The following is a 16,531-nucleotide window of genomic DNA, read 5'->3' on the forward strand; positions in this document are numbered from 1 at the left end:
CTGTCGGCGGCCCCCCGCCCGGCCCCCCCCACCACCACCCCGGGCGCGCGCCCCCCGCCGGCCGGGGGCCGGCCAACCCCGGGCTTCCAATTTGGGGGGGGGGGGGGGGGGGGGCGCCCCCCCCCCCCCCACTTCATGGTGCGACCAGAGGGCTTCCCGGAGCCGGGCCGATCAGGCGAGGTGGTCGAACTCGCCGGCCTTGACGGCCAGCAGAAGGGAACGGAGCTTCTCGGCATCGAGGGCCAGGACGACACCCGGGTCGTCGGACTCTCTCAGATGACGGAGCCCCGCCCCCGCCCCACCGGTGGCAAGTTCAACGCAGCTACCGCCCTCATTCGAGCCGCTGAACGATGACTTCTGCCAACGGATTTCTGCCATCGGGCGCCCTTCACGTCTGGAGCAGGTAGAGAAGATGTCGGATGAGCCCGCACGAGTCGCGCGAAGACGAGAGCGCGAGGGACGAGCGACCGGTGTCAACCGGAGGCAGCGCAAGGTCGCTCAGCTGAGCGAACGTCCTGCGGTACGTGACGATCGAGTACCGGTCGCCAAGATACTCGGCGCGGCCCGGGTGATCCACAACAACGGTGGAGAGATCCTCCGACCCCGGGTCCAGTAGCAAGAACTGGCCTGTGTGCGGGGGCTTCTTCAATGCCGCGAACGGCAGGACCTGGATGGTCACATTGGGCAGCTCGGCCACCTCCAGCAGGTGCGCCAGCTGCGCCCTCATCACCGCGTCCCCGGGGAAGCGCAGGCGCAGAGCCGTTTCGTGAATGACGAATCGGAACTGCCGCCGCGGCAGATCATTCAGGATGCGCTGCCGATTCATACGGAACTCGATCTCTGCCTCCGCATCGAACTTCCCGTCCCGATGAGCGCCTTCGTAGATCGCTTCGGCATATACGGGCAACTGCAAGAGGCCGGGCAGGTAGAACGTCTCGTAGTTGTCGATCAGCGCCGCGCTGTCCTCCGTCTCGGCCAGGTCGAGCGCGAGCAACGGCACTCGGTCGGCGAAGTCCGACCACCATCCCTTGCCTGTTCGCCGCCCCATGTCGGCGAGCTTGACCCGGTAGACAGGATCCTCGCAGCCGTAGGCATCGAGCCAGATCCCCAGTCGCTCCGGATTGAGGCCGGTTCGCCCCGCCTCCGTGTGGCTGACGGCCGGGCTTCTCATGCCCACCAACGCGCCCGCCTCCGGTGCCGACAGGCCCGCCGCCATTCGGAGACGCTGCAACTCCTCGCCGAAGCGGCGTTGCCGCTGACTGATCTCTCCCCTGAGCCCCACGGCGTTCCTTCCCTCTCCCCACAGTGTTCCGCATCGGCTGGCGTCGCCACTACCGGCCGCGCATCACTCACACGGGTCAACATTGCCCTTTTGGTTGCAACGATATGACCCGTCAGCCTAACCTCAGTGTTGCACCGATCACATGACGAGGCGTCAAGGTCGCATGTTTTCAAGCATGTAGACGCTCCCTGCCACTCCCTCCCCACGCTCCGGAGGTCCCCATGTGCACCCTCGTTCCGCCCGACTGGTCCGTCGTCCGGCGTGAGCTGCAAGCCCTTCTCGCCGCCTCGGACTGGCCGCCGGACATCGTCGCCGACGCCGAACTCGCTCTCCACGAGCTGTTCGTGAACGCCTGGAAGCACGCCGGCTGCCAGGCTCCGCAGGTCATCGTCGCTCTGCGCCCCCACATGCTGCGGGTCTCGGTCTGCGACGACAGCCCCGATCTGCCCGAGCCGCGCGACTTCACCGACCCCTATGCGGTGTCGGGCCGAGGACTCCACCTCGTTCGCGCCCTCACCCACCGCTTCGGCACCGATCCCCGCAAGAACGGCAAGGTCGTATGGTTCGAGCTGGACGCCGCCGCGTGAACACTCCACTCGAATCGCACGACCCCTACCTGCGCACCTACACCGAACCCGAGGTCACCGCCCTCCTCCGCGAACTCCACGAGCGGGGCAAGCCCTTCGGCATCCTGTGGGGTTCCGCCGCGGTGAACGGCGCCACCATCGACGGCCGCCTCCTCGTCGACTTCGGCGACACCTCCGTCGCCACTCTCCTCAACCTTCTCGCCCTGCTCCGCGAAACGGGCCGACCCGCGTGAACTTCCTCGTCGGCGCCGCCTTCGTCGTCCTCCTCACCCTCGCCTTCGCCACTGTCGTCACGGGCGTCATCGCCGCCCTGAAAGTGCACGGCGAGGACGAGGAGGACCGCCACGGCCACTGACTCACTCCACCCATTGCATCCTTGCTACTGCTCCGCCGCCATCGCGCGGGGCACCGCCGGGCCGCGGAAGGCCAGGGGGCGACTCAGGACCAGATTCGTCGTCGTGCTCCCGAACTGCGCCAGCTCGTCGACGATCTCCTCAAGATGCCCCATCGACGTGGTGGCGATCTTCATGGAGTAGCAGTCGTCGCCGGTCGTGCGCAGGCACTCCAGGATCTCCGAGCGCTCCTCCAGCAGGCGCCGCAACGGCTCGTGCCGTGCCGCCGGCCCGGGGTACTTGAGCCGGACGACCGCCATCACCGGATAGCCGGTCCGCTCCAGGTCCACCTCGGCCCGGTACCCCGTGATCACCCCCGCCGTCTCCAGCCTCCGCACCCGCTCCGTCGTGGCCGACGCGCTCAGGTTCACCCGGCGCGCCAGCTCGGCGAACGCGATCCGCCCGTCCTCCTGGAGCTCGGCCAGGATCGCCCAGTCCGTCGCGTCAAGAATCTCGGTCATGTGCCCAGATTGCCGGTGATTCCACGGCCGATCAACCCCTGAACCGGTGGATGCCTCTTCAATCAACCCACCTTCCGTCCCTAGGCTTTCGGACGTGAAGATCGGAGTCAACGTCCCCAATTTCGGCCCCGGCACCGACCCGGCGGCCCTGCTCACCTGGGCCCGGACCGTCGAGGGCCTGGGCTTCGACCTGCTGATGCTCTCGGACCACCTCGCCATCACCCCCGACGTCGCCGTGCGCTACCCCGCCCCGTTCTACGAGCCGTTCACCACCCTCGCCTGGCTCGCCGCCCGCACCGAGCGGGTGCGGCTCGGCACCACCGTCCTCATCGCCCCCTACCGGCACCCGCTCCTCACCGCCCGGATGGCCGCCAACCTCGACGCGCTGAGCGGGCACCGCCTCGTCCTCGGCGTCGGAATCGGCTGGGCGCAACAGGAGTTCGCCGCCCTCGGCGTCCCCTTCGAACAGCGTGGCCGCCTCACCGACGACCACCTGCGCCGCCTGCGCACCGCCTGGGCGGACACCGCCGACTACGGCACCCGCCGCATTCCGCTCTGGGTCGGCGGCAACAGCGACGCGGGCCTGCGCCGTGCCGTCCACCTCGGCGACGCCTGGCACCCGCTGCGCCCGACCACGCCATGGCTCTGCGAGGCCGCACCCCGGCTGCGGGCATACGCGGACGAACACGCCCTCCCCGTACCGGCGTTCGCGCCCCGGATCGCCCTCCGACTCACGTCCGCACCGGTCGCCGGACCGACCCGCCTCGCCGGCGAGGGCAGCATCGAGCAGATCTCCGCCGACCTCGCCAGGCTCCGACTGCTGGGCGCCGACACCGTCGTCCTCGACCCCTACCACGGCGACCCCGAGCAGACCCGCGACCCCGGACCGGCCCGGGAGGCCCTCGCCGCCGTCGCCGACCTGCTGCGCCTCGCACCGACCCGAACGGAACAGCCCTCATGACGCTCACCCCCGCCGACCACGACCTCCTCCGCCGCGCCATCGCCCTCGCCGCCGAGGCCCGCACCCACGGCGACCCGCCGTTCGGCTCGCTGCTGGCCGCCCCGGACGGCACCGTGCTGGCCGAGGAGCGCAACACCACCCGCACCGACCGGGACCTCACCGCGCACCCCGAACTGAAGCTCGCCCGCTGGGCCGGACGGGAGCTGGACCTCGCCACCGCCGCGCGGACCACCCTCTACACCAGCTGCGAGCCCTGTCCGATGTGCGCGGCCGCGCTCCGGCAGGCCGGCCTCGGCCGGGTCGTGTTCGCCCTCTCCGGCGAACAGTTGCTGGGGATCAGGCCCGCGAGCGGCCTGCCGCCCGTGCCGCAGGAGGGCCCGGCGCTGTTCGACGAGGTCCGGGCCGCCGTCGAGCCGTACTACCGCTGACCCGGCGGGCCGGGGAGGTCACTTTGCAAACACCTGCTGGTGCTTTGCAGAGTGCGCTTTGCAAAGCACCGGCAGGGATTGCCGACGCCCGCCCGAGCTTCGCGGCGACCGAGCCGCACGCGCACGTCCCGGACGTCGCAGTCCCGTTCCGCCGCCTCGGGCGGTGAGCACCCCGCGCGCCGGTTCCCGTTCCCCTCCCCCGTCAATCTCCGGGGCGACCCTGAGCGGAACCCCGAGAGCGACTCCTGCCCGACGACGACCCAGGTCAGGGACAGGATCGGCTTGCGGGCTGAGGATTCGGGCGGGCCGATGGCGGAGCATGGAGGTACGCCAGCCGGAGGGACCGGTCACCGGCGCCACCAGAGCAACGGAGTTCACCATGAGCCGCCTCGCCCGCCCCCGCCACAACCGCGTCATCGCCGGCGTCTGCGCCGGGATCGCGGAGCGCTTCGGACTCACCCCGTGGACCGTCCGGATCATCTTCCTGGTGTCCTGCCTGCTGCCCGGACCGCAGTTCCTGATCTACCTGGCGCTCTGGCTGCTGCTCCCCCAGGAGGCGTGACGCCCGGGCCCGAGGCGGGCCCGCCTCGGGCGCCGCAGCACCCGCGGACCGCGCAGAACGGCCGGAAGGGGCCGCCCGCTCCCGTCGAGGAGTGGGCGGCCCCTTCCGGCCGTACGGAGCCGGGGCGGAATCAGCCGCCGAGGCCCGGGAGCATGCCGGTGAGCCCGCCGATCGGGGTCTTGTCGAGACCCGGGACGCTGGGCACGCCGGCCCGGTTGCCGGCGGCCGGGGCGGCGGCCTGGCCCGCGCTGGGGGCGAGGGTGCCGAGCGTGCCGCTGACCTTGTCGGCGACCGGCAGCTTGCCCGCGGCGTCGGTGACGGCGCTGGTGGCGGCCGGGTTGGTCAGCAGGGAGGTCGGGAGCCCTAGGCCACCGGTGGCGGCGGGAGCGGCGGACGCGCTGCCGGCGCCGACCGCGGCGATGGCGATGCCGAGCGCGGCGGTGCCGGCGGCCTTGAGAGTGGCCTGCTTCATCTGGTTAGTCCCCTTGGGTCCTCGTCGGTGGCCGACCCGCGCGACTGGCGTGACGGGAGCCCGTCCACCACAGCCGGTCAGCAATGACTGGCACACCGTAGTGATTGGATCGCGTGAGGATCAACGGCGGTTCACCCACCCGAGGGAGTAGTCGGATGAACGCCGATTCCCTTGACGGAAAAGGGCGTTCATCCGACCACCGACGACCGGTTCAGCTGCCGTTGCTGAACAGCCACTCCGCCTTGAGTTCGGCGTAACCCGGCTTGATCACGTCGTTGATCATCGCGAGCCGCTCGTCGAACGGCAGGAACGCCGACTTCATCGCGTTCACGGTGAACCACTCCATGTCGCCCAGCGTGTAGCCGAAGGCGTCCACCAGGTGCCCGAACTCGCGGCTCATGCTGGTGCCGCTCATCAGCCGGTTGTCGGTGTTCACGGTGACCCGGAACTTCAGCCGGCTGAGCAGCCCGATCGGGTGCTCGGCGTACGAGGCCGCGGCGGCCGTCTGGAGGTTGGAGGTGGGGCACATCTCCAGCGGGACGCGCTTGTCGCGCACGTACGCGGCGAGGCGGCCCAGCTCGACCGAACCGTCCTCCCGGACGGTGATGTCGTCGACGATCCGCACGCCGTGGCCGAGGCGGTCGGCGCCGCAGCACTGCAGGGCCTCCCAGATCGACGGGAGGCCGAACGCCTCGCCCGCGTGGATGGTGAAGTGGTTGTTCTCGCCCTTGAGGTAGTCGAAGGCGGCCTGGTGGCGGGTGGGGGGGTACCCCGCCTCGGCACCGGCGATGTCGAAGCCGACCACGCCGCCGTCGCGGTGGCGGTTGGCCAGCTCGGCGATCTCCTGCGAGCGGGCGGCGTGCCGCATCGCGGTGATCAGGGTGCCGATCCGGATCCGGTGACCGGCCGCGCGGGCGTTGGCCTCGCCGAGGCGGAAGCCCTCCTGGACCGCCTCGACGACCTCGTCGAGGGAGAGGCCGCGCTCCAGGTGCTGCTCGGGGGCGTAGCGCACCTCGGCGTAGACGACGCCGTCGGCTGCGAGGTCCTCGGCGCAGTCGGCGGCGACCTTGATCAGCGCCTCACGGGTCTGCATCACGGCGCAGGTGTGGGCGAAGGTCTCCAGGTAGCGGACCAGCGAGCCGGAGTCCGCGGCCTCGCGGAACCACTCGCCGAGTTCCTTGGCGTCGGTGGTGGGGAGACCCTCGTAGCCGACGGCGGCGGCCAGCTCGACCACGGTCTCGGGGCGCAGTCCGCCGTCGAGGTGGTCGTGCAGGAGCACCTTCGGGGCGCGGGCGATCTGGTCGGGGGTGGGAATCCGGGGGCCGGTGCCCGCGGTGGTGGCGGGGATCTGCTTCTCCATTGCGGGAGTGTAGCCCCTACGCGCGTAGACAGGCCACCGTTCACAGGGCCGAATCGTCCAATGTCCACCGGGAATTCCACCGAACGGACGATTCGGTCCATCTGCGCGCAGACTGTCCGCCACCACCCCTCCGACGCCGCCGCCGGCCCGCCCCTCGGCCGCGCGCCGGAGCCCGCCCGCCCGCGCGCCGGGTGTCGGCGACCGCCCGTCGGCCGTCGGTGCCCGCCCCTCAGTCGTGCGCCAGCAGCCGCCCGCGCCGCGACAGCACGAAGTCCCGGAACGCCGCCACCGGCGGGGTCACCGGCCGCCCCGGCGCCCAGGCCAGCCCGATCACCCGCCGGGTGCGCGGCGCCGTCACCTCCAGCTCCACCACTCCCGGCCTCGGCACCAGCGCCGGCGGCAGCAGCGCCACCCCCAGCCCGGCCGCGACCAGCCCGCGCAGGGTCTCCGTCTCCTCCCCCTCGAAGGCGATCCTCGGCGCGAAGCCGGCCTCCGCGCAGAACCCGTCGGTGATCGCCCGCATCCCGTACCCGCGCTCCAGCCCGACGAACGGCTCCTCGGCCACCTCCGCCAACCGGATCCGGCGCCGCCCGGCCAGCCGGTGGTCCGCCGGGACGGCCAGGAAGAGCCGTTGCTCGTCCAGCCGGCGGGCGGCCAGCGCCGGATCGCCGTCCGGCAGCGGCGAGACCAGACAGAGGTCCAGCTCCCCCGCGCGCAGCCGGTCCAGCATCGCGCCCACGTAGTCCTGCACCAGCTGGAACCTGACCTGCGGATACGCCCGCCGGAAGTCCCGCAGCAGGGCCGGCACCGCGTCCGTCCCCATGGTGTGCAGGAAGCCGAACGCCACCCGGCCGGTCTGCGGGTCGGCCTCCGCCCGCGCCGCCTCGGCGCCGCGCTCGACCTCGGCCAGCGCCCGTTCCACCGAGGCCAGCAGCAGCCGCCCCGCCCTGGTCAGCCGGACCGTCCGGCCCTGACGGGCCAGCAGGTCGACGCCCAGCTCGGCCTCCAGCCGGGACACCGCCCGGGACAGCGTGGGCTGCGGCACGCCCAGCAGCTCGGCTGCCTGCGTCACGTGCTCCAGCCGCGCGACGGCCGCGAACTGGGCCAGCCTCGGGGCCAGTTGGACAGCCGGCCGGTCGGGCCCCAGCTCCGCCGGGAGGGTCGGCTCGGTCACACCGGTCATCACAGCGCCCCGTCCCTCGTCCATGAGCTGTACTCATGCGTCCAGGTATGGATTATTGCCCAATCATGCATTGGACGCATCAGTGCGACAGTTCTACCTTCGACGTCATGCAGCCCTCCAGTACCGGGGCGTCCGTGGCCACCCCGGACGCCCTCGCCCAGCCGATCCTCCGTCCGGAGGGACGCCACCTTCCGGACGACCGCCACCGCGCGGGCGACCGCCTCCCGGCCGGCCCCCGCTTCGCGGACGACCGCCACCGCCCCGGCCAGCGCGCCTTCCGCCGCGCCAACCTCGCCCTGTTCGCGGCCGGTGTCGCGACCTTTGTCCTCCTCTACTCCACCCAGGGCCTGCTGCCGGTCCTCTCCGGCGACCTCGGCCTCACCCCCGGGCAGGCAAGCTGGACGGCCTCCGTCGCCACCCTCGGCCTCGCCCTCGGCCTGCTCCCCGCGAGCGCGCTCTCCGACCGCTACGGCCGCACCGCCGTGATGACGGCCTCCACCCTGGCCGCCGCCGCCCTCGCCCTCGCCCTGCCGTTCGCTCCGGACCTCACCACCCTGGTCGTGCTGCGCGCCCTCCAGGGCGTCGCGCTCGCCGGACTGCCGGCCACCGCGATGGCCTACCTCGCCGAGGAGGTCCACCCCTCCGCGCTGGCCTCCGCGATGGGGCTGTACGTGGCGGGCAACAGCATCGGCGGCATGGGCGGACGGCTGCTCTCCGGCTGGGTCGCGGCCGGCTTCGGCTGGCGCTGGGGGCTGGCCGCCTCCGCCGTGCTGGCCCTGCTGGCCGTGCTGGCGTTCCGGCTGCTGATCCCCGCCGCCCGCCACTTCACCCCGGCCCCGGTGGACGCCCGCGCCCTGGCCCGCACCGTCGGCCACCATCTGCGCAACCCGCTGCTGCTGCGGCTGTACGCGCTGGGGCTGCTGTTCATGGCCGTCTTCGGCGCCGTCTACAACACCGTCGGGTACCGGCTGATCGCCGCGCCCTTCCACCTGCCGGAGTCCGTCGCCGCCTCGATCTTCGTGGTCTACCTGGTCGGCACCGCCACCTCGGCCGCGGCCGGGCGCCTCGCCGGACGGCTCGGCCGCCGCGGCGCGCTGTACGTCGCGATCGGCACCACCACCCTCGGGCTGCTGCTCTCCCTCGCCGACTCGCTGCTCCTGGCACTGCTCGGACTGGTGCTGATCACCGCCGGGTTCTTCGCCGGGCACGCGACCGCCTCCTCCGCCGTCGGACGCACCGCCACCGAGGGCCGCGCCCAGGCGTCCGCGCTCTATCTGATCGCCTACTACCTGGGCAACAGCCTCGGCGGCACGATCGGCGCCGACGCCTACCACGCGACCGGCTGGCCCGGCGCCGCCACCATCGGCCTGACCGCGATGGCCCTGGCCGCGGGGGTCACCCTCTACGCCACCCACCGGGCCCACGCCACCCACCGGGCCGACGGTCTGCCCGGCCGGCTCTCCGCCCGTTAAGCCCTCCCGGCGGCCGACCTCGAACGCCTTCGTCGCCCCCACGAGGGCGAGCCCCACGTCGTGCGGCGTCGGATCGGCACCCACGACACCTTCGGCCGCCCCTGCGGGCTCCGTCCCGTGCGCGCCCGGCGGATACCTGACGCTCCCTGTCAGGTATCCGCCGTAGCTTTGTCCACGTCCCACCCGGCGCAGCGCGAGCAAAGGAACCCACCATGGCCACCTTCGTCCTCATCCCCGGTGTCCTGCACGGCGGTTGGTGGTACCGGCCGATCACCGAGGGGCTGCGGGCCGCCGGCCACGAGGTGTACCCGGTGACGCTGACCGGGGTGAGCGAGCGCGGCCACCTCAACAACCTGGCCGTCGACCTGGAGACGCACATCCAGGACGTACTCGGCCTGCTGGAGGCCGAGCGGATCACCGACGCCGTCCTCGTGCCGCACAGCTACGGCGGTCTGGTCGCCTCCGGCGTCGCCGACCGGGCCCCGGAGCGGATCGCCGGGCTGGTGTACGCGGACGCCTTCGTGCCGCGCGACGGGGAGTCGGCCTACGCGATCGTCAACGACGTCTGGAAGCGGCGGTACCTGGCCGGCGCCGCGGCGGGCGGCGGGCGCACCCTTACCGGACTGAACCCGGCCCTGGACCCGCGCGCCACGGTGCACCCGTTCGCCACGCTGCTCCAGCCGGTCCGGCTCACCGGCGCCGCCGACGCCCTGGACGTCCCCCGGGTCTACCTGCACGCGGAGCGCTTCGAGGACACGCCCTTCCTCGACACCGTCGCCCGCCTGCGCACCGACCCGGCCTGGACCGTCCACACCCTCCCGGTCGGCCACGACCTGGTCCGCGAGGCCCCGGAGGAGTTCCTGAAGCTCGCCCTCACCGCTGTCGGCTGACCGGCACGGCCGTCGTCGGCCGTCGCTAGGCTCCGGAACATGAGCATCGATCCTGCTGTGTACGCCCGGTTGCGCGAGATCGCCGATCAGCTGCCGCAGATTCCCGGGATCGGGAAGATCGAGATCGCCGACGGCGGGATCGTCATGACGATGTCGCCGGTGAAGCGCCACGAGCTCGCCGTCATCCGCATCGCCCAGCAGCTCAACGCCCAGCTTCCACAGACGCATCCGGGCTACATCGCTCACGGCGGCGCGGACCTGGAGGACGCCGGGATGGGCAAGCTGCGGAATCCCGACCTGATGGTGTTCCCCCTCACGGCGCTCGACGACGAGCAGCCCGCGCTCCTCCCCCACGAGGTGCTGCTGGTCGTGGAGATCGTCTCGAAGTCCAATCCCGAGAACGACTACCGCGACAAGGTCCGCGACTACGCGACCATGGGCATCCCGCTCTACCTGCTGGTCGACCCCCGCAAGGGCACCGGCATCGTCCACGACGAGCCCGGCTACACCTCCCGCAAGGACTTCGCCTTCGGGGACACGATCACCGTGGGCCCGTGGACGCTCGACACCGGGGTCCTGCGCACGTACGCCTGAGCGGCGTACGTGCGCAGGACCGGCCGGACCGGTGGTCAGGCGATGCGGTCCAGCACGATCGGGTTCGGGGTGAACGCGGTGCCGGCCGGGGAGACCTCGATGCCGCCGGAGAGGGCCTCGATCGCGTACTCGAAGCGCTCCGGGGTGTCGGTGTGCAGGGTCAGCAGCGGCTGGCCGGCCACCACGGTGTCGCCCGGCTTGGCGTGCATCTCGACGCCGGCGCCGGCCTGCACCGGGTCCTCCTTGCGGGCACGGCCCGCGCCGAGGCGCCAGGCGCTGACGCCCACGGCGTAGGCGTCCAGGGCGGTGAGCACACCGGAGGCCGGGGCGGGGATGACGTGCTGCTCGCGGGCGACCGGCAGCGGGGCGTCCACGTCGCCGCCCTGGGCGGCGATCATGCGGCGCCAGTGGTCCATCGCGGAGCCGTCCCGGAGCGCGTCGGCCGGGTCCTTGCCGTACACGCCCGCGGCCGCGAGCATCTCGCGGGCCAGCGCGAGGGTCAGCTCGACGACGTCGGCGGGGCCGCCGCCGGCCAGCACCTCGACCGACTCGCGGACCTCCAGCGCGTTGCCCGCGGTGAGGCCGAGCGGGGTGGACATGTCGGTGAGCAGGGCCACCGTGTTGACGCCGGCGGTGGTGCCGAGGCCGACCATGGTGCGGGCCAGCTCGCGGGCGTCGTCGAGGTTCTTCATGAACGCGCCGGAGCCGACCTTGACGTCCAGGACGAGCGCGCCGGTGCCCTCGGCGATCTTCTTGGACATGATCGAGGAGGCGATCAGCGGGATCGCCTCGACGGTGCCGGTGACGTCGCGCAGGGCGTAGAGCTTCTTGTCCGCCGGGGCGAGGCCGTCGCCGGCCGCGCAGATGACCGCACCCGCGTCGTGCAGCACCTGGAGCATCTCCTCGTTGGAGAGCAGGGCTCGCCAGCCGGGGATGGACTCCAGCTTGTCGAGGGTGCCGCCGGTGTGGCCGAGGCCGCGGCCGGACAGCTGCGGCACCGAGGCGCCGCAGGCGGCGACCAGCGGGGCGAGCGGCAGGGTGATCTTGTCGCCGACGCCGCCGGTGGAGTGCTTGTCACTGGTGGGCCGCGCCAGCGAGGAGAAGTCCATCCGGACGCCGGAGCGGATCATCGCGTCCGTCCAGCGGCTGATCTCGCCCGGGTTCATCCCGTTCAGCAGGATCGCCATGGCCAGGGCGGACATCTGCTCGTCGGCGACCTCCCCGCGGGTGTAGGCGTCGATGACCCAGTCGATCTGAGCATGGCTCAGCTCTCCGCGGTCGCGCTTGGTCCTGATGACGGAGATGGCGTCCATGGATGCTCCATTGCTCCAAGAGAGGTTCAACAAGAGAGGTGCACCGTGCGAGGTGCGGCATGCGAGGTGGAAAAAACGAGGTGGAAAAGGCGAAGAGTGCCGCGAGCCGGCCCGGAAGGGCTCCACTCGCGACACTCTACGCGCGTAACAAACGGCAGTGCCAGAGCCGCGCCTACAGGCGCTCCGGCCCGAACGCGTCGGGCAGGACCTCACTCATCGGCAGCACCCCGGAGGGCAGCTCGACCAGCAGGTCCGGGCCGCCGTGCTCGTACAGCAGCTGACGGCAGCGGCCGCACGGCATCAGCAGGTCGCCGGCCCCGTCCACGCAGGTGAACGCGGTCAGCCGACCGCCACCGGTCGCGTGCAGCATCGAGACCAGTCCGCACTCGGCGCACAGCGCCAGGCCGTACGAGGCGTTCTCCACATTGCAGCCGGTGACCGTCCGACCGTCGTCCACCAGGGCGGCGGCGCCGACCGGGAACTTGCTGTAGGGCGCGTACGCGTGGCTCATCGCCTCGCGCGCCGCCGCCCGCAGCGCGTCCCAGTCGACCGCCGCGGCCGCTCCGGCCGCCTCGACCGCGGGCGTCACTTGCCCTGGCCCTTGCGGTAGATCTGACCGTCCGCCTTCGGCGGGCGCAGCCGCTGCGAGGCCAGGGCGAGCACCACCAGGGTGATCACGTACGGCGTGGCGACGATCAGCGGGCGCTGCACCTCGTCGGTGGTGAAGTACCAGGCGAACAGTCCGCCGGAGACCACCGCGGTGATCACGGCCGCGGTGTGCTTGCGACGGTACAGGTGCCAGCCGGCCAGCAGCGCCATCGCGATGGCGACCACCAGGATCAGCGCGTGCACCGACTCGGGGTCGCGCAGCTGGAGGCTGTCGGTGAAGCCGAACAGGCCGGCGCCCATGGCGAGGCCACCGGGCATCCAGTTGCCGAAGATCATCGCCGCGAGGCCGATGAAGCCACGGCCGTTGGTCTGGCCGTCCTTGTAGAAGTGCGCCGCGACCAGCGAGAGGTACGAGCCGGCGAGGCCCGCGAAGGCGCCGGACATGATGACCGCGAGGTACTTGTACTTGTAGACGTTGACGCCCAGCGACTCGGCCGCGGTCGGGTTCTCGCCGCAGGAGCGCAGCCGCAGACCGAACACGGTGCGCCAGAGGGCGAAGTAGCTCGCCACGATCAGCGCGCCGGCCAGCAGCACGACCACCGAGATGTTGGTGACCAGGCCGCCGAGCACACCGGCGACGTCGGAGACCACGAACCAGTGGTGCGCCTCGATGTCCTTCAGCCCCGAGGAGAGGCCGGGGATCGTGATGTACGGCAGTGGATCGGCCGGCGGGGACTGGTTCGCGCCGGCGCCGACGGAGATGTAGTCCTTGTAGTAGATCCGGTTGACGTAGGCGCAGATGCCGGGGATCAGTAGGTTGACGCCGACACCGGAGACGATGTGGTCGACGCCGAAGGTCACCGTGATGACGGCGTGCAGCAGACCGCCCAGCGCGCCGCCGAGCATGCCGGCCACCAGGCCGAACCACGGGTTGACCAGGTAGCCGCCCCAGGCGCCGCAGAAGGTGCCGGCGACCATCATGCCTTCGAGGCCGATGTTGACCACGCCGGCCCGCTCGGACCAGAGACCGCCCAGACCGGCCATGCCGATCGGCACCGCGGCGCTGAGCGCGGCGGTGACCTGACCGGAGGAGGTCAGCGAGTGGTTGCCGGTGATCACACCGACGACCGAGAAGAGGACCAGGGCGCCCGCGATCAGCAGCAGCACCACCGGCCAGGACATCTTGCGCTTCTTGGCGGGAGCGCCCGGCGCCTTGGCGCGGGCAGCGGTGGCCGTGCTCATGCGGACACCTCCTTCTTCTCGGCGGCCGCGGCGGCCTGGGCGGCGAGCTCCGCGCCGACCTTCTGCTGCTGGCGCTTGAGGCCGTAGCGGCGCACCAGCTCGTAGGCGACGACGACACAGATGACGATGGTGCCCTGCATGACCGGGACGATCTCGAACGGGAAACCGCCCTGGAGCGGCAGCTGGGCGCCGGTGGCGTCGAGGAAGGCGAACAGCACCGCCGCGAAGGCCATGCCGATCGGGCTGTTGCGGCCGAGCAGGGCGACCGAGATGCCGAGGAAGCCGAGATTCTGCTGGAAGCTCTGGCCGAAGTTGTAGGAGTTCTGCAGCAGCTCGGGCAGGCCGATCAGACCGGCCAGCGCGCCGGAGACCACCATCGAGACGACGACCATGCGCTTGACGTTCACGCCGGACGCGGTGGCCGCGGTCTCCGAGCGGCCGGTGGCGCGCAGGTCGAAGCCGAAGCGGGTGCGGGTCAGGGTGAACTGGAAGGCGACGCCGACCAGGATCGCGACGAAGAGGAAGCCGTAGAGCGGGCCGCCCTCGGTGTTGATCGCGAAGAAGTGGCTGGACTCCGAGACCGGGGCGGTCTGGATCGAGTTGCTGGTGCCGCTCTTCTCCGGCGCGAAGATGCCGGGAACGAGCAGCAGGCCGACGATGGCGACCGCGATGGCGTTCAGCATGATGGTCGAGATGACCTCGCTGACGCCGCGGAAGACCTTCAGCAGACCGGCGATGCTCGCGTACAGGCCACCGACCAGCATGGCGGTGATCAGCAGCAGCGGGATCTGGATGAACGACGGCAGGTCGAGCTGGCTGCCGACGTAGGCCGCGAACAGCGCGGCGACCTTGTACTGGCCCTCGACACCGATGTTGAAGAGGTTCATCCGGAAGCCGAAGGCGGCGGCCGCGGCGGCCAGGTAGTACGTGGTGGAGCGGTTGAGGATGGCCACCTGGCCGTCCGACTTGGTCGCGTACGTGATCATCACGTTCCAGGCGTCGAACGGGTTCTTGCCCGAGGTCGCCAGCAGGACGGAACAGATCACGACGGACAGCAGCACGGCGAGCACCGGCGCTGCGAGGGCGAGAACGATCTTCTCGCCGTCGAACCGCTTCGCCCGCGCGGGCGCGGCGGCGGGGTTGGGACTGGTCATGTGGCTACTCCCCCGCCTGCTGGTCATCGGCGGTGTCAGTGGGGGCGGTGGGGGCGGTGTCGAGGGGAACCTCGTCGGCGGGGGCCGCGGCCTGCGCCTCGGTGCCCTCGGCCGCCAGGGCCTGCGCCTCGGCGACGGCCTCCGGCGCGGACTCGATGTGGCCCTGGGCGGCACCGGTCATCGCGGTGCCGAGGTCCTCGGCGGTCACGGTGGCCGGGTCCGCGTCGGCGACCAGCCGGCCGCGGTAGATCACCCGGATGGTGTCGGAGAGGCCGATCAGCTCGTCCAGGTCGGCCGAGATCAGCAGCACGGCGAGGCCGGCCCGCTGGGCGACCCGGATGTGCTCCCAGATCTGCGCCTGGGCGCCGACGTCCACACCGCGGGTGGGGTGGGCGGCGATGAGCAGCTTGGGCCGGTGGCTCATCTCGCGGCCGATGATCAGCTTCTGCTGGTTGCCGCCGGAGAGGGAGGCCGCGGTGACCTCGATACCGGGGGTGCGGACGTCGTACTCCTCGACGATCCGCTGGGTGTCCTTGCGGGCACCGGCCGGGTCGAGCAGCACGCCCTTGGAGTTGGGGGACTCGGTGACGTGGCCGAGGATCCGGTTCTCCCAGAGCGGGGCCTCCAGCAGCAGGCCGTGCCGGTGGCGGTCCTCGGGGATGTAACCGATGCCGGCCTCGCGGCGGGCCCGGGTGAGGGTGCCGGAGAGGTCCTTGCCGTCCAGGGTGACGGTGCCGCCGTCCAGCGGGAGCATTCCCATCACGGCCTCGACCAGTTCGGCCTGGCCGTTGCCCTCGACGCCGGCGATGCCGAGGATCTCGCCCTTGTGGATGCGCAGCGAGATGTCGTCCAGGACGACGCGCTCGATGCCCTCGGCGTCGGTCTTGGCGATCCGCAGGCCCTCGACGCGCAGCATCTCGTCGGTGGTGACGGTGGACTCGCGGCTCTCCGGGGAGGGCAGCTCGGCGCCGACCATCAGCTCGGCGAGCTGGCGGGCGGTGACGCTCCTGGGGTCCGCGTCGCCGACGGTGGTGCCGCGGCGGATGACGCTGATCGCGTCGGCCACCGAGAGCACCTCGTGCAGCTTGTGCGAGATGAAGATGACAGTGACGCCCTCGGCCTTCAGCTCCCGCAGGTTGTCGAACAGGGCGTCGACCTCCTGCGGGACGAGCACCGCGGTGGGCTCGTCGAGGATCAGGATCTTGGCGCCGCGGTAGAGCACCTTGAGGATCTCGACCCGCTGGCGGTCGGCCACGCCGAGGTCCTCGACCAGGGCGTCCGGGCGCACGCCCAGGCCGTACTGGTCGGAGATCTCCTTGATCTTCGCCTTGGCCTTGGCGCCGATGCCGTACAGGTGCTCGCCGCCGAGGACGACGTTCTCCCACACGGTGAGGTTGTCGGCCAGCATGAAGTGCTGGTGCACCATGCCGATGCCGCGGGCGATGGCCTCGCCGGGGGTGTTGAACTCGCACTGCTCGCCGTTGATCGCGATGGTGCCCTCGTCCGGCTTCTGCATGCCGTAGAGGATCTTCATCAGCGTCGACTTGCCGGCGCCGTTCTCGCCCATGA

The 16,531-nt window shown here is 71.6% G+C and carries 20 protein-coding genes; 9 read left to right on the forward strand and 11 right to left on the reverse strand.

Annotation, left to right across the window (positions count from 1 at the left end; genetic code table 11):
- Positions 1-171 precede the first annotated feature (171 nt).
- On the reverse strand, positions 172-378 hold the full coding sequence (locus ACIQ9P_RS15100; RefSeq protein ID WP_402355096.1) for a DUF397 domain-containing protein: 207 nt from the start codon (positions 376-378) through the stop codon (positions 172-174).
- Between the two features lie 10 nt (positions 379-388).
- Positions 389-1,282, reverse strand: a complete 894-nt coding sequence (locus ACIQ9P_RS15105) for a helix-turn-helix domain-containing protein (RefSeq protein ID WP_402355098.1) — start codon at positions 1,280-1,282, stop codon at positions 389-391.
- A gap of 221 nt (positions 1,283-1,503) precedes the next feature.
- On the opposite strand from ACIQ9P_RS15105, the gene ACIQ9P_RS15110 reads away from it, so the two are divergent.
- From ACIQ9P_RS15110 to ACIQ9P_RS15120, 3 genes are read left to right on the forward strand one after another with little or no spacing between them, the layout of a single operon-like run.
- Positions 1,504-1,869, forward strand: coding sequence for an ATP-binding protein (locus ACIQ9P_RS15110; RefSeq protein WP_402355100.1), 366 nt, complete (start codon positions 1,504-1,506; stop codon positions 1,867-1,869).
- The gene (locus ACIQ9P_RS15115; protein WP_402355102.1) at positions 1,866-2,102 is read left to right on the forward strand and encodes a hypothetical protein; all 237 of its coding nucleotides are present in this window, start codon (positions 1,866-1,868) and stop codon (positions 2,100-2,102) included. The genes ACIQ9P_RS15110 and ACIQ9P_RS15115 overlap by 4 nt, the downstream gene beginning before the upstream one ends.
- Entirely contained in the window at positions 2,099-2,224 is a 126-nt protein-coding gene (locus ACIQ9P_RS15120; RefSeq protein ID WP_402355104.1) for a hypothetical protein, read from the forward strand. Before ACIQ9P_RS15115 ends, ACIQ9P_RS15120 begins: the two co-directional genes overlap by 4 nt.
- 24 nt (positions 2,225-2,248) lie before the next feature.
- Here the strand turns inward: ACIQ9P_RS15120 and ACIQ9P_RS15125 are convergent, their stop codons facing one another.
- On the reverse strand, positions 2,249-2,722 hold the full coding sequence (locus ACIQ9P_RS15125) for an Lrp/AsnC family transcriptional regulator (RefSeq protein WP_402355106.1): 474 nt from the start codon (positions 2,720-2,722) through the stop codon (positions 2,249-2,251).
- A gap of 94 nt (positions 2,723-2,816) precedes the next feature.
- Here ACIQ9P_RS15125 and ACIQ9P_RS15130 point away from each other — a divergent pair, with 94 nt between their 5' ends.
- From ACIQ9P_RS15130 to ACIQ9P_RS15140, 3 genes are all read left to right on the forward strand, one after another.
- The gene (locus tag ACIQ9P_RS15130; protein WP_402355108.1) at positions 2,817-3,683 is read left to right on the forward strand and encodes an LLM class flavin-dependent oxidoreductase; all 867 of its coding nucleotides are present in this window, start codon (positions 2,817-2,819) and stop codon (positions 3,681-3,683) included.
- The gene (locus ACIQ9P_RS15135; protein WP_402355110.1) at positions 3,680-4,111 is read left to right on the forward strand and encodes a nucleoside deaminase; all 432 of its coding nucleotides are present in this window, start codon (positions 3,680-3,682) and stop codon (positions 4,109-4,111) included. Before ACIQ9P_RS15130 ends, ACIQ9P_RS15135 begins: the two co-directional genes overlap by 4 nt.
- Positions 4,112-4,490: 379 nt before the next feature.
- On the forward strand, positions 4,491-4,673 hold the full coding sequence (locus ACIQ9P_RS15140; RefSeq protein ID WP_030393399.1) for a PspC domain-containing protein: 183 nt from the start codon (positions 4,491-4,493) through the stop codon (positions 4,671-4,673).
- Positions 4,674-4,803: 130 nt separating this feature from the next.
- On the opposite strand, the gene ACIQ9P_RS15145 is transcribed toward ACIQ9P_RS15140, so the two are convergent.
- From ACIQ9P_RS15145 to ACIQ9P_RS15155, 3 genes are all read right to left on the reverse strand, one after another.
- Positions 4,804-5,145, reverse strand: a complete 342-nt coding sequence (locus ACIQ9P_RS15145; RefSeq protein WP_402355112.1) for an ATP-binding protein — start codon at positions 5,143-5,145, stop codon at positions 4,804-4,806.
- A gap of 211 nt (positions 5,146-5,356) precedes the next feature.
- On the reverse strand, positions 5,357-6,505 hold the full coding sequence (locus ACIQ9P_RS15150; protein ID WP_402355114.1) for an adenosine deaminase: 1,149 nt from the start codon (positions 6,503-6,505) through the stop codon (positions 5,357-5,359).
- Positions 6,506-6,734: 229 nt separating this feature from the next.
- Positions 6,735-7,688 carry a LysR family transcriptional regulator gene (locus tag ACIQ9P_RS15155; RefSeq protein WP_402355116.1) on the reverse strand — a complete coding sequence of 318 codons (954 nt, stop codon included), beginning with the start codon at positions 7,686-7,688 and terminating at the stop codon, positions 6,735-6,737.
- Between the two features lie 107 nt (positions 7,689-7,795).
- Here ACIQ9P_RS15155 and ACIQ9P_RS15160 point away from each other — a divergent pair, with 107 nt between their 5' ends.
- The 3 genes from ACIQ9P_RS15160 to ACIQ9P_RS15170 all read left to right on the forward strand — a co-directional run bounded on the left by ACIQ9P_RS15160 (position 7,796) and on the right by ACIQ9P_RS15170 (position 10,644).
- Complete coding sequence (locus ACIQ9P_RS15160; protein WP_402355118.1) at positions 7,796-9,160, forward strand: MFS transporter; 1,365 nt, start codon at positions 7,796-7,798, stop codon at positions 9,158-9,160.
- A 212-nt stretch (positions 9,161-9,372) separates the two neighbouring features.
- Positions 9,373-10,050, forward strand: coding sequence for an alpha/beta fold hydrolase (locus tag ACIQ9P_RS15165; protein WP_402355120.1), 678 nt, complete (start codon positions 9,373-9,375; stop codon positions 10,048-10,050).
- Between the two features lie 39 nt (positions 10,051-10,089).
- Positions 10,090-10,644 carry a Uma2 family endonuclease gene (locus tag ACIQ9P_RS15170; protein ID WP_402355122.1) on the forward strand — a complete coding sequence of 185 codons (555 nt, stop codon included), beginning with the start codon at positions 10,090-10,092 and terminating at the stop codon, positions 10,642-10,644.
- A gap of 35 nt (positions 10,645-10,679) precedes the next feature.
- Here the strand turns inward: ACIQ9P_RS15170 and ACIQ9P_RS15175 are convergent, their stop codons facing one another.
- The 5 genes from ACIQ9P_RS15175 to ACIQ9P_RS15195 form a co-directional block, all read right to left on the reverse strand.
- A complete protein-coding gene (locus ACIQ9P_RS15175; protein WP_402355124.1) occupies positions 10,680-11,957 on the reverse strand; it encodes a thymidine phosphorylase in 1,278 nt (425 codons plus the stop codon).
- 172 nt (positions 11,958-12,129) lie between these two features.
- Positions 12,130-12,546 (reverse strand): cytidine deaminase, encoded by a 417-nt coding sequence (locus ACIQ9P_RS15180; protein WP_402355125.1) that lies wholly within the window; start codon positions 12,544-12,546, stop codon positions 12,130-12,132.
- Entirely contained in the window at positions 12,543-13,808 is a 1,266-nt protein-coding gene (locus tag ACIQ9P_RS15185; protein WP_402355127.1) for an ABC transporter permease, read from the reverse strand. The genes ACIQ9P_RS15180 and ACIQ9P_RS15185 overlap by 4 nt, the downstream gene beginning before the upstream one ends.
- Positions 13,805-14,962, reverse strand: a complete 1,158-nt coding sequence (locus tag ACIQ9P_RS15190) for an ABC transporter permease (protein ID WP_402355129.1) — start codon at positions 14,960-14,962, stop codon at positions 13,805-13,807. Before ACIQ9P_RS15190 ends, ACIQ9P_RS15185 begins: the two co-directional genes overlap by 4 nt.
- A gap of 4 nt (positions 14,963-14,966) precedes the next feature.
- Positions 14,967-16,529 (reverse strand): ABC transporter ATP-binding protein, encoded by a 1,563-nt coding sequence (locus ACIQ9P_RS15195; RefSeq protein WP_402355824.1) that lies wholly within the window; start codon positions 16,527-16,529, stop codon positions 14,967-14,969.
- Positions 16,530-16,531: the final 2 nt, after the last annotated feature.

This window comes from Kitasatospora sp. NPDC094019, from assembly GCF_044764505.1.
Taxonomy (GTDB): domain Bacteria; phylum Actinomycetota; class Actinomycetes; order Streptomycetales; family Streptomycetaceae; genus Kitasatospora.

What these genes read in the sequence shown, in the direction of transcription:
- ACIQ9P_RS15100 (WP_402355096.1), bottom strand. Translation starts at nt 378, where the DNA reads ATGGCAGAAATCCGTTGGCAGAAGTCATCGTTCAGCGGCTCGAATGAG.
- ACIQ9P_RS15110 (WP_402355100.1), top strand. Translation starts at nt 1,504, where the DNA reads ATGTGCACCCTCGTTCCGCCCGACTGGTCCGTCGTCCGGCGTGAGCTG.
- ACIQ9P_RS15125 (WP_402355106.1), bottom strand. Translation starts at nt 2,722, where the DNA reads ATGACCGAGATTCTTGACGCGACGGACTGGGCGATCCTGGCCGAGCTC.
- ACIQ9P_RS15135 (WP_402355110.1), top strand. Translation starts at nt 3,680, where the DNA reads ATGACGCTCACCCCCGCCGACCACGACCTCCTCCGCCGCGCCATCGCC.
- ACIQ9P_RS15140 (WP_030393399.1), top strand. Translation starts at nt 4,491, where the DNA reads ATGAGCCGCCTCGCCCGCCCCCGCCACAACCGCGTCATCGCCGGCGTC.
- ACIQ9P_RS15145 (WP_402355112.1), bottom strand. Translation starts at nt 5,145, where the DNA reads ATGAAGCAGGCCACTCTCAAGGCCGCCGGCACCGCCGCGCTCGGCATC.
- ACIQ9P_RS15150 (WP_402355114.1), bottom strand. Translation starts at nt 6,505, where the DNA reads ATGGAGAAGCAGATCCCCGCCACCACCGCGGGCACCGGCCCCCGGATT.
- ACIQ9P_RS15155 (WP_402355116.1), bottom strand. Translation starts at nt 7,688, where the DNA reads ATGACCGGTGTGACCGAGCCGACCCTCCCGGCGGAGCTGGGGCCCGAC.
- ACIQ9P_RS15160 (WP_402355118.1), top strand. Translation starts at nt 7,796, where the DNA reads ATGCAGCCCTCCAGTACCGGGGCGTCCGTGGCCACCCCGGACGCCCTC.
- ACIQ9P_RS15165 (WP_402355120.1), top strand. Translation starts at nt 9,373, where the DNA reads ATGGCCACCTTCGTCCTCATCCCCGGTGTCCTGCACGGCGGTTGGTGG.
- ACIQ9P_RS15170 (WP_402355122.1), top strand. Translation starts at nt 10,090, where the DNA reads ATGAGCATCGATCCTGCTGTGTACGCCCGGTTGCGCGAGATCGCCGAT.
- ACIQ9P_RS15175 (WP_402355124.1), bottom strand. Translation starts at nt 11,957, where the DNA reads ATGGACGCCATCTCCGTCATCAGGACCAAGCGCGACCGCGGAGAGCTG.
- ACIQ9P_RS15185 (WP_402355127.1), bottom strand. Translation starts at nt 13,808, where the DNA reads ATGAGCACGGCCACCGCTGCCCGCGCCAAGGCGCCGGGCGCTCCCGCC.
- ACIQ9P_RS15190 (WP_402355129.1), bottom strand. Translation starts at nt 14,962, where the DNA reads ATGACCAGTCCCAACCCCGCCGCCGCGCCCGCGCGGGCGAAGCGGTTC.
- ACIQ9P_RS15195 (WP_402355824.1), bottom strand. Translation starts at nt 16,529, where the DNA reads ATGGGCGAGAACGGCGCCGGCAAGTCGACGCTGATGAAGATCCTCTAC.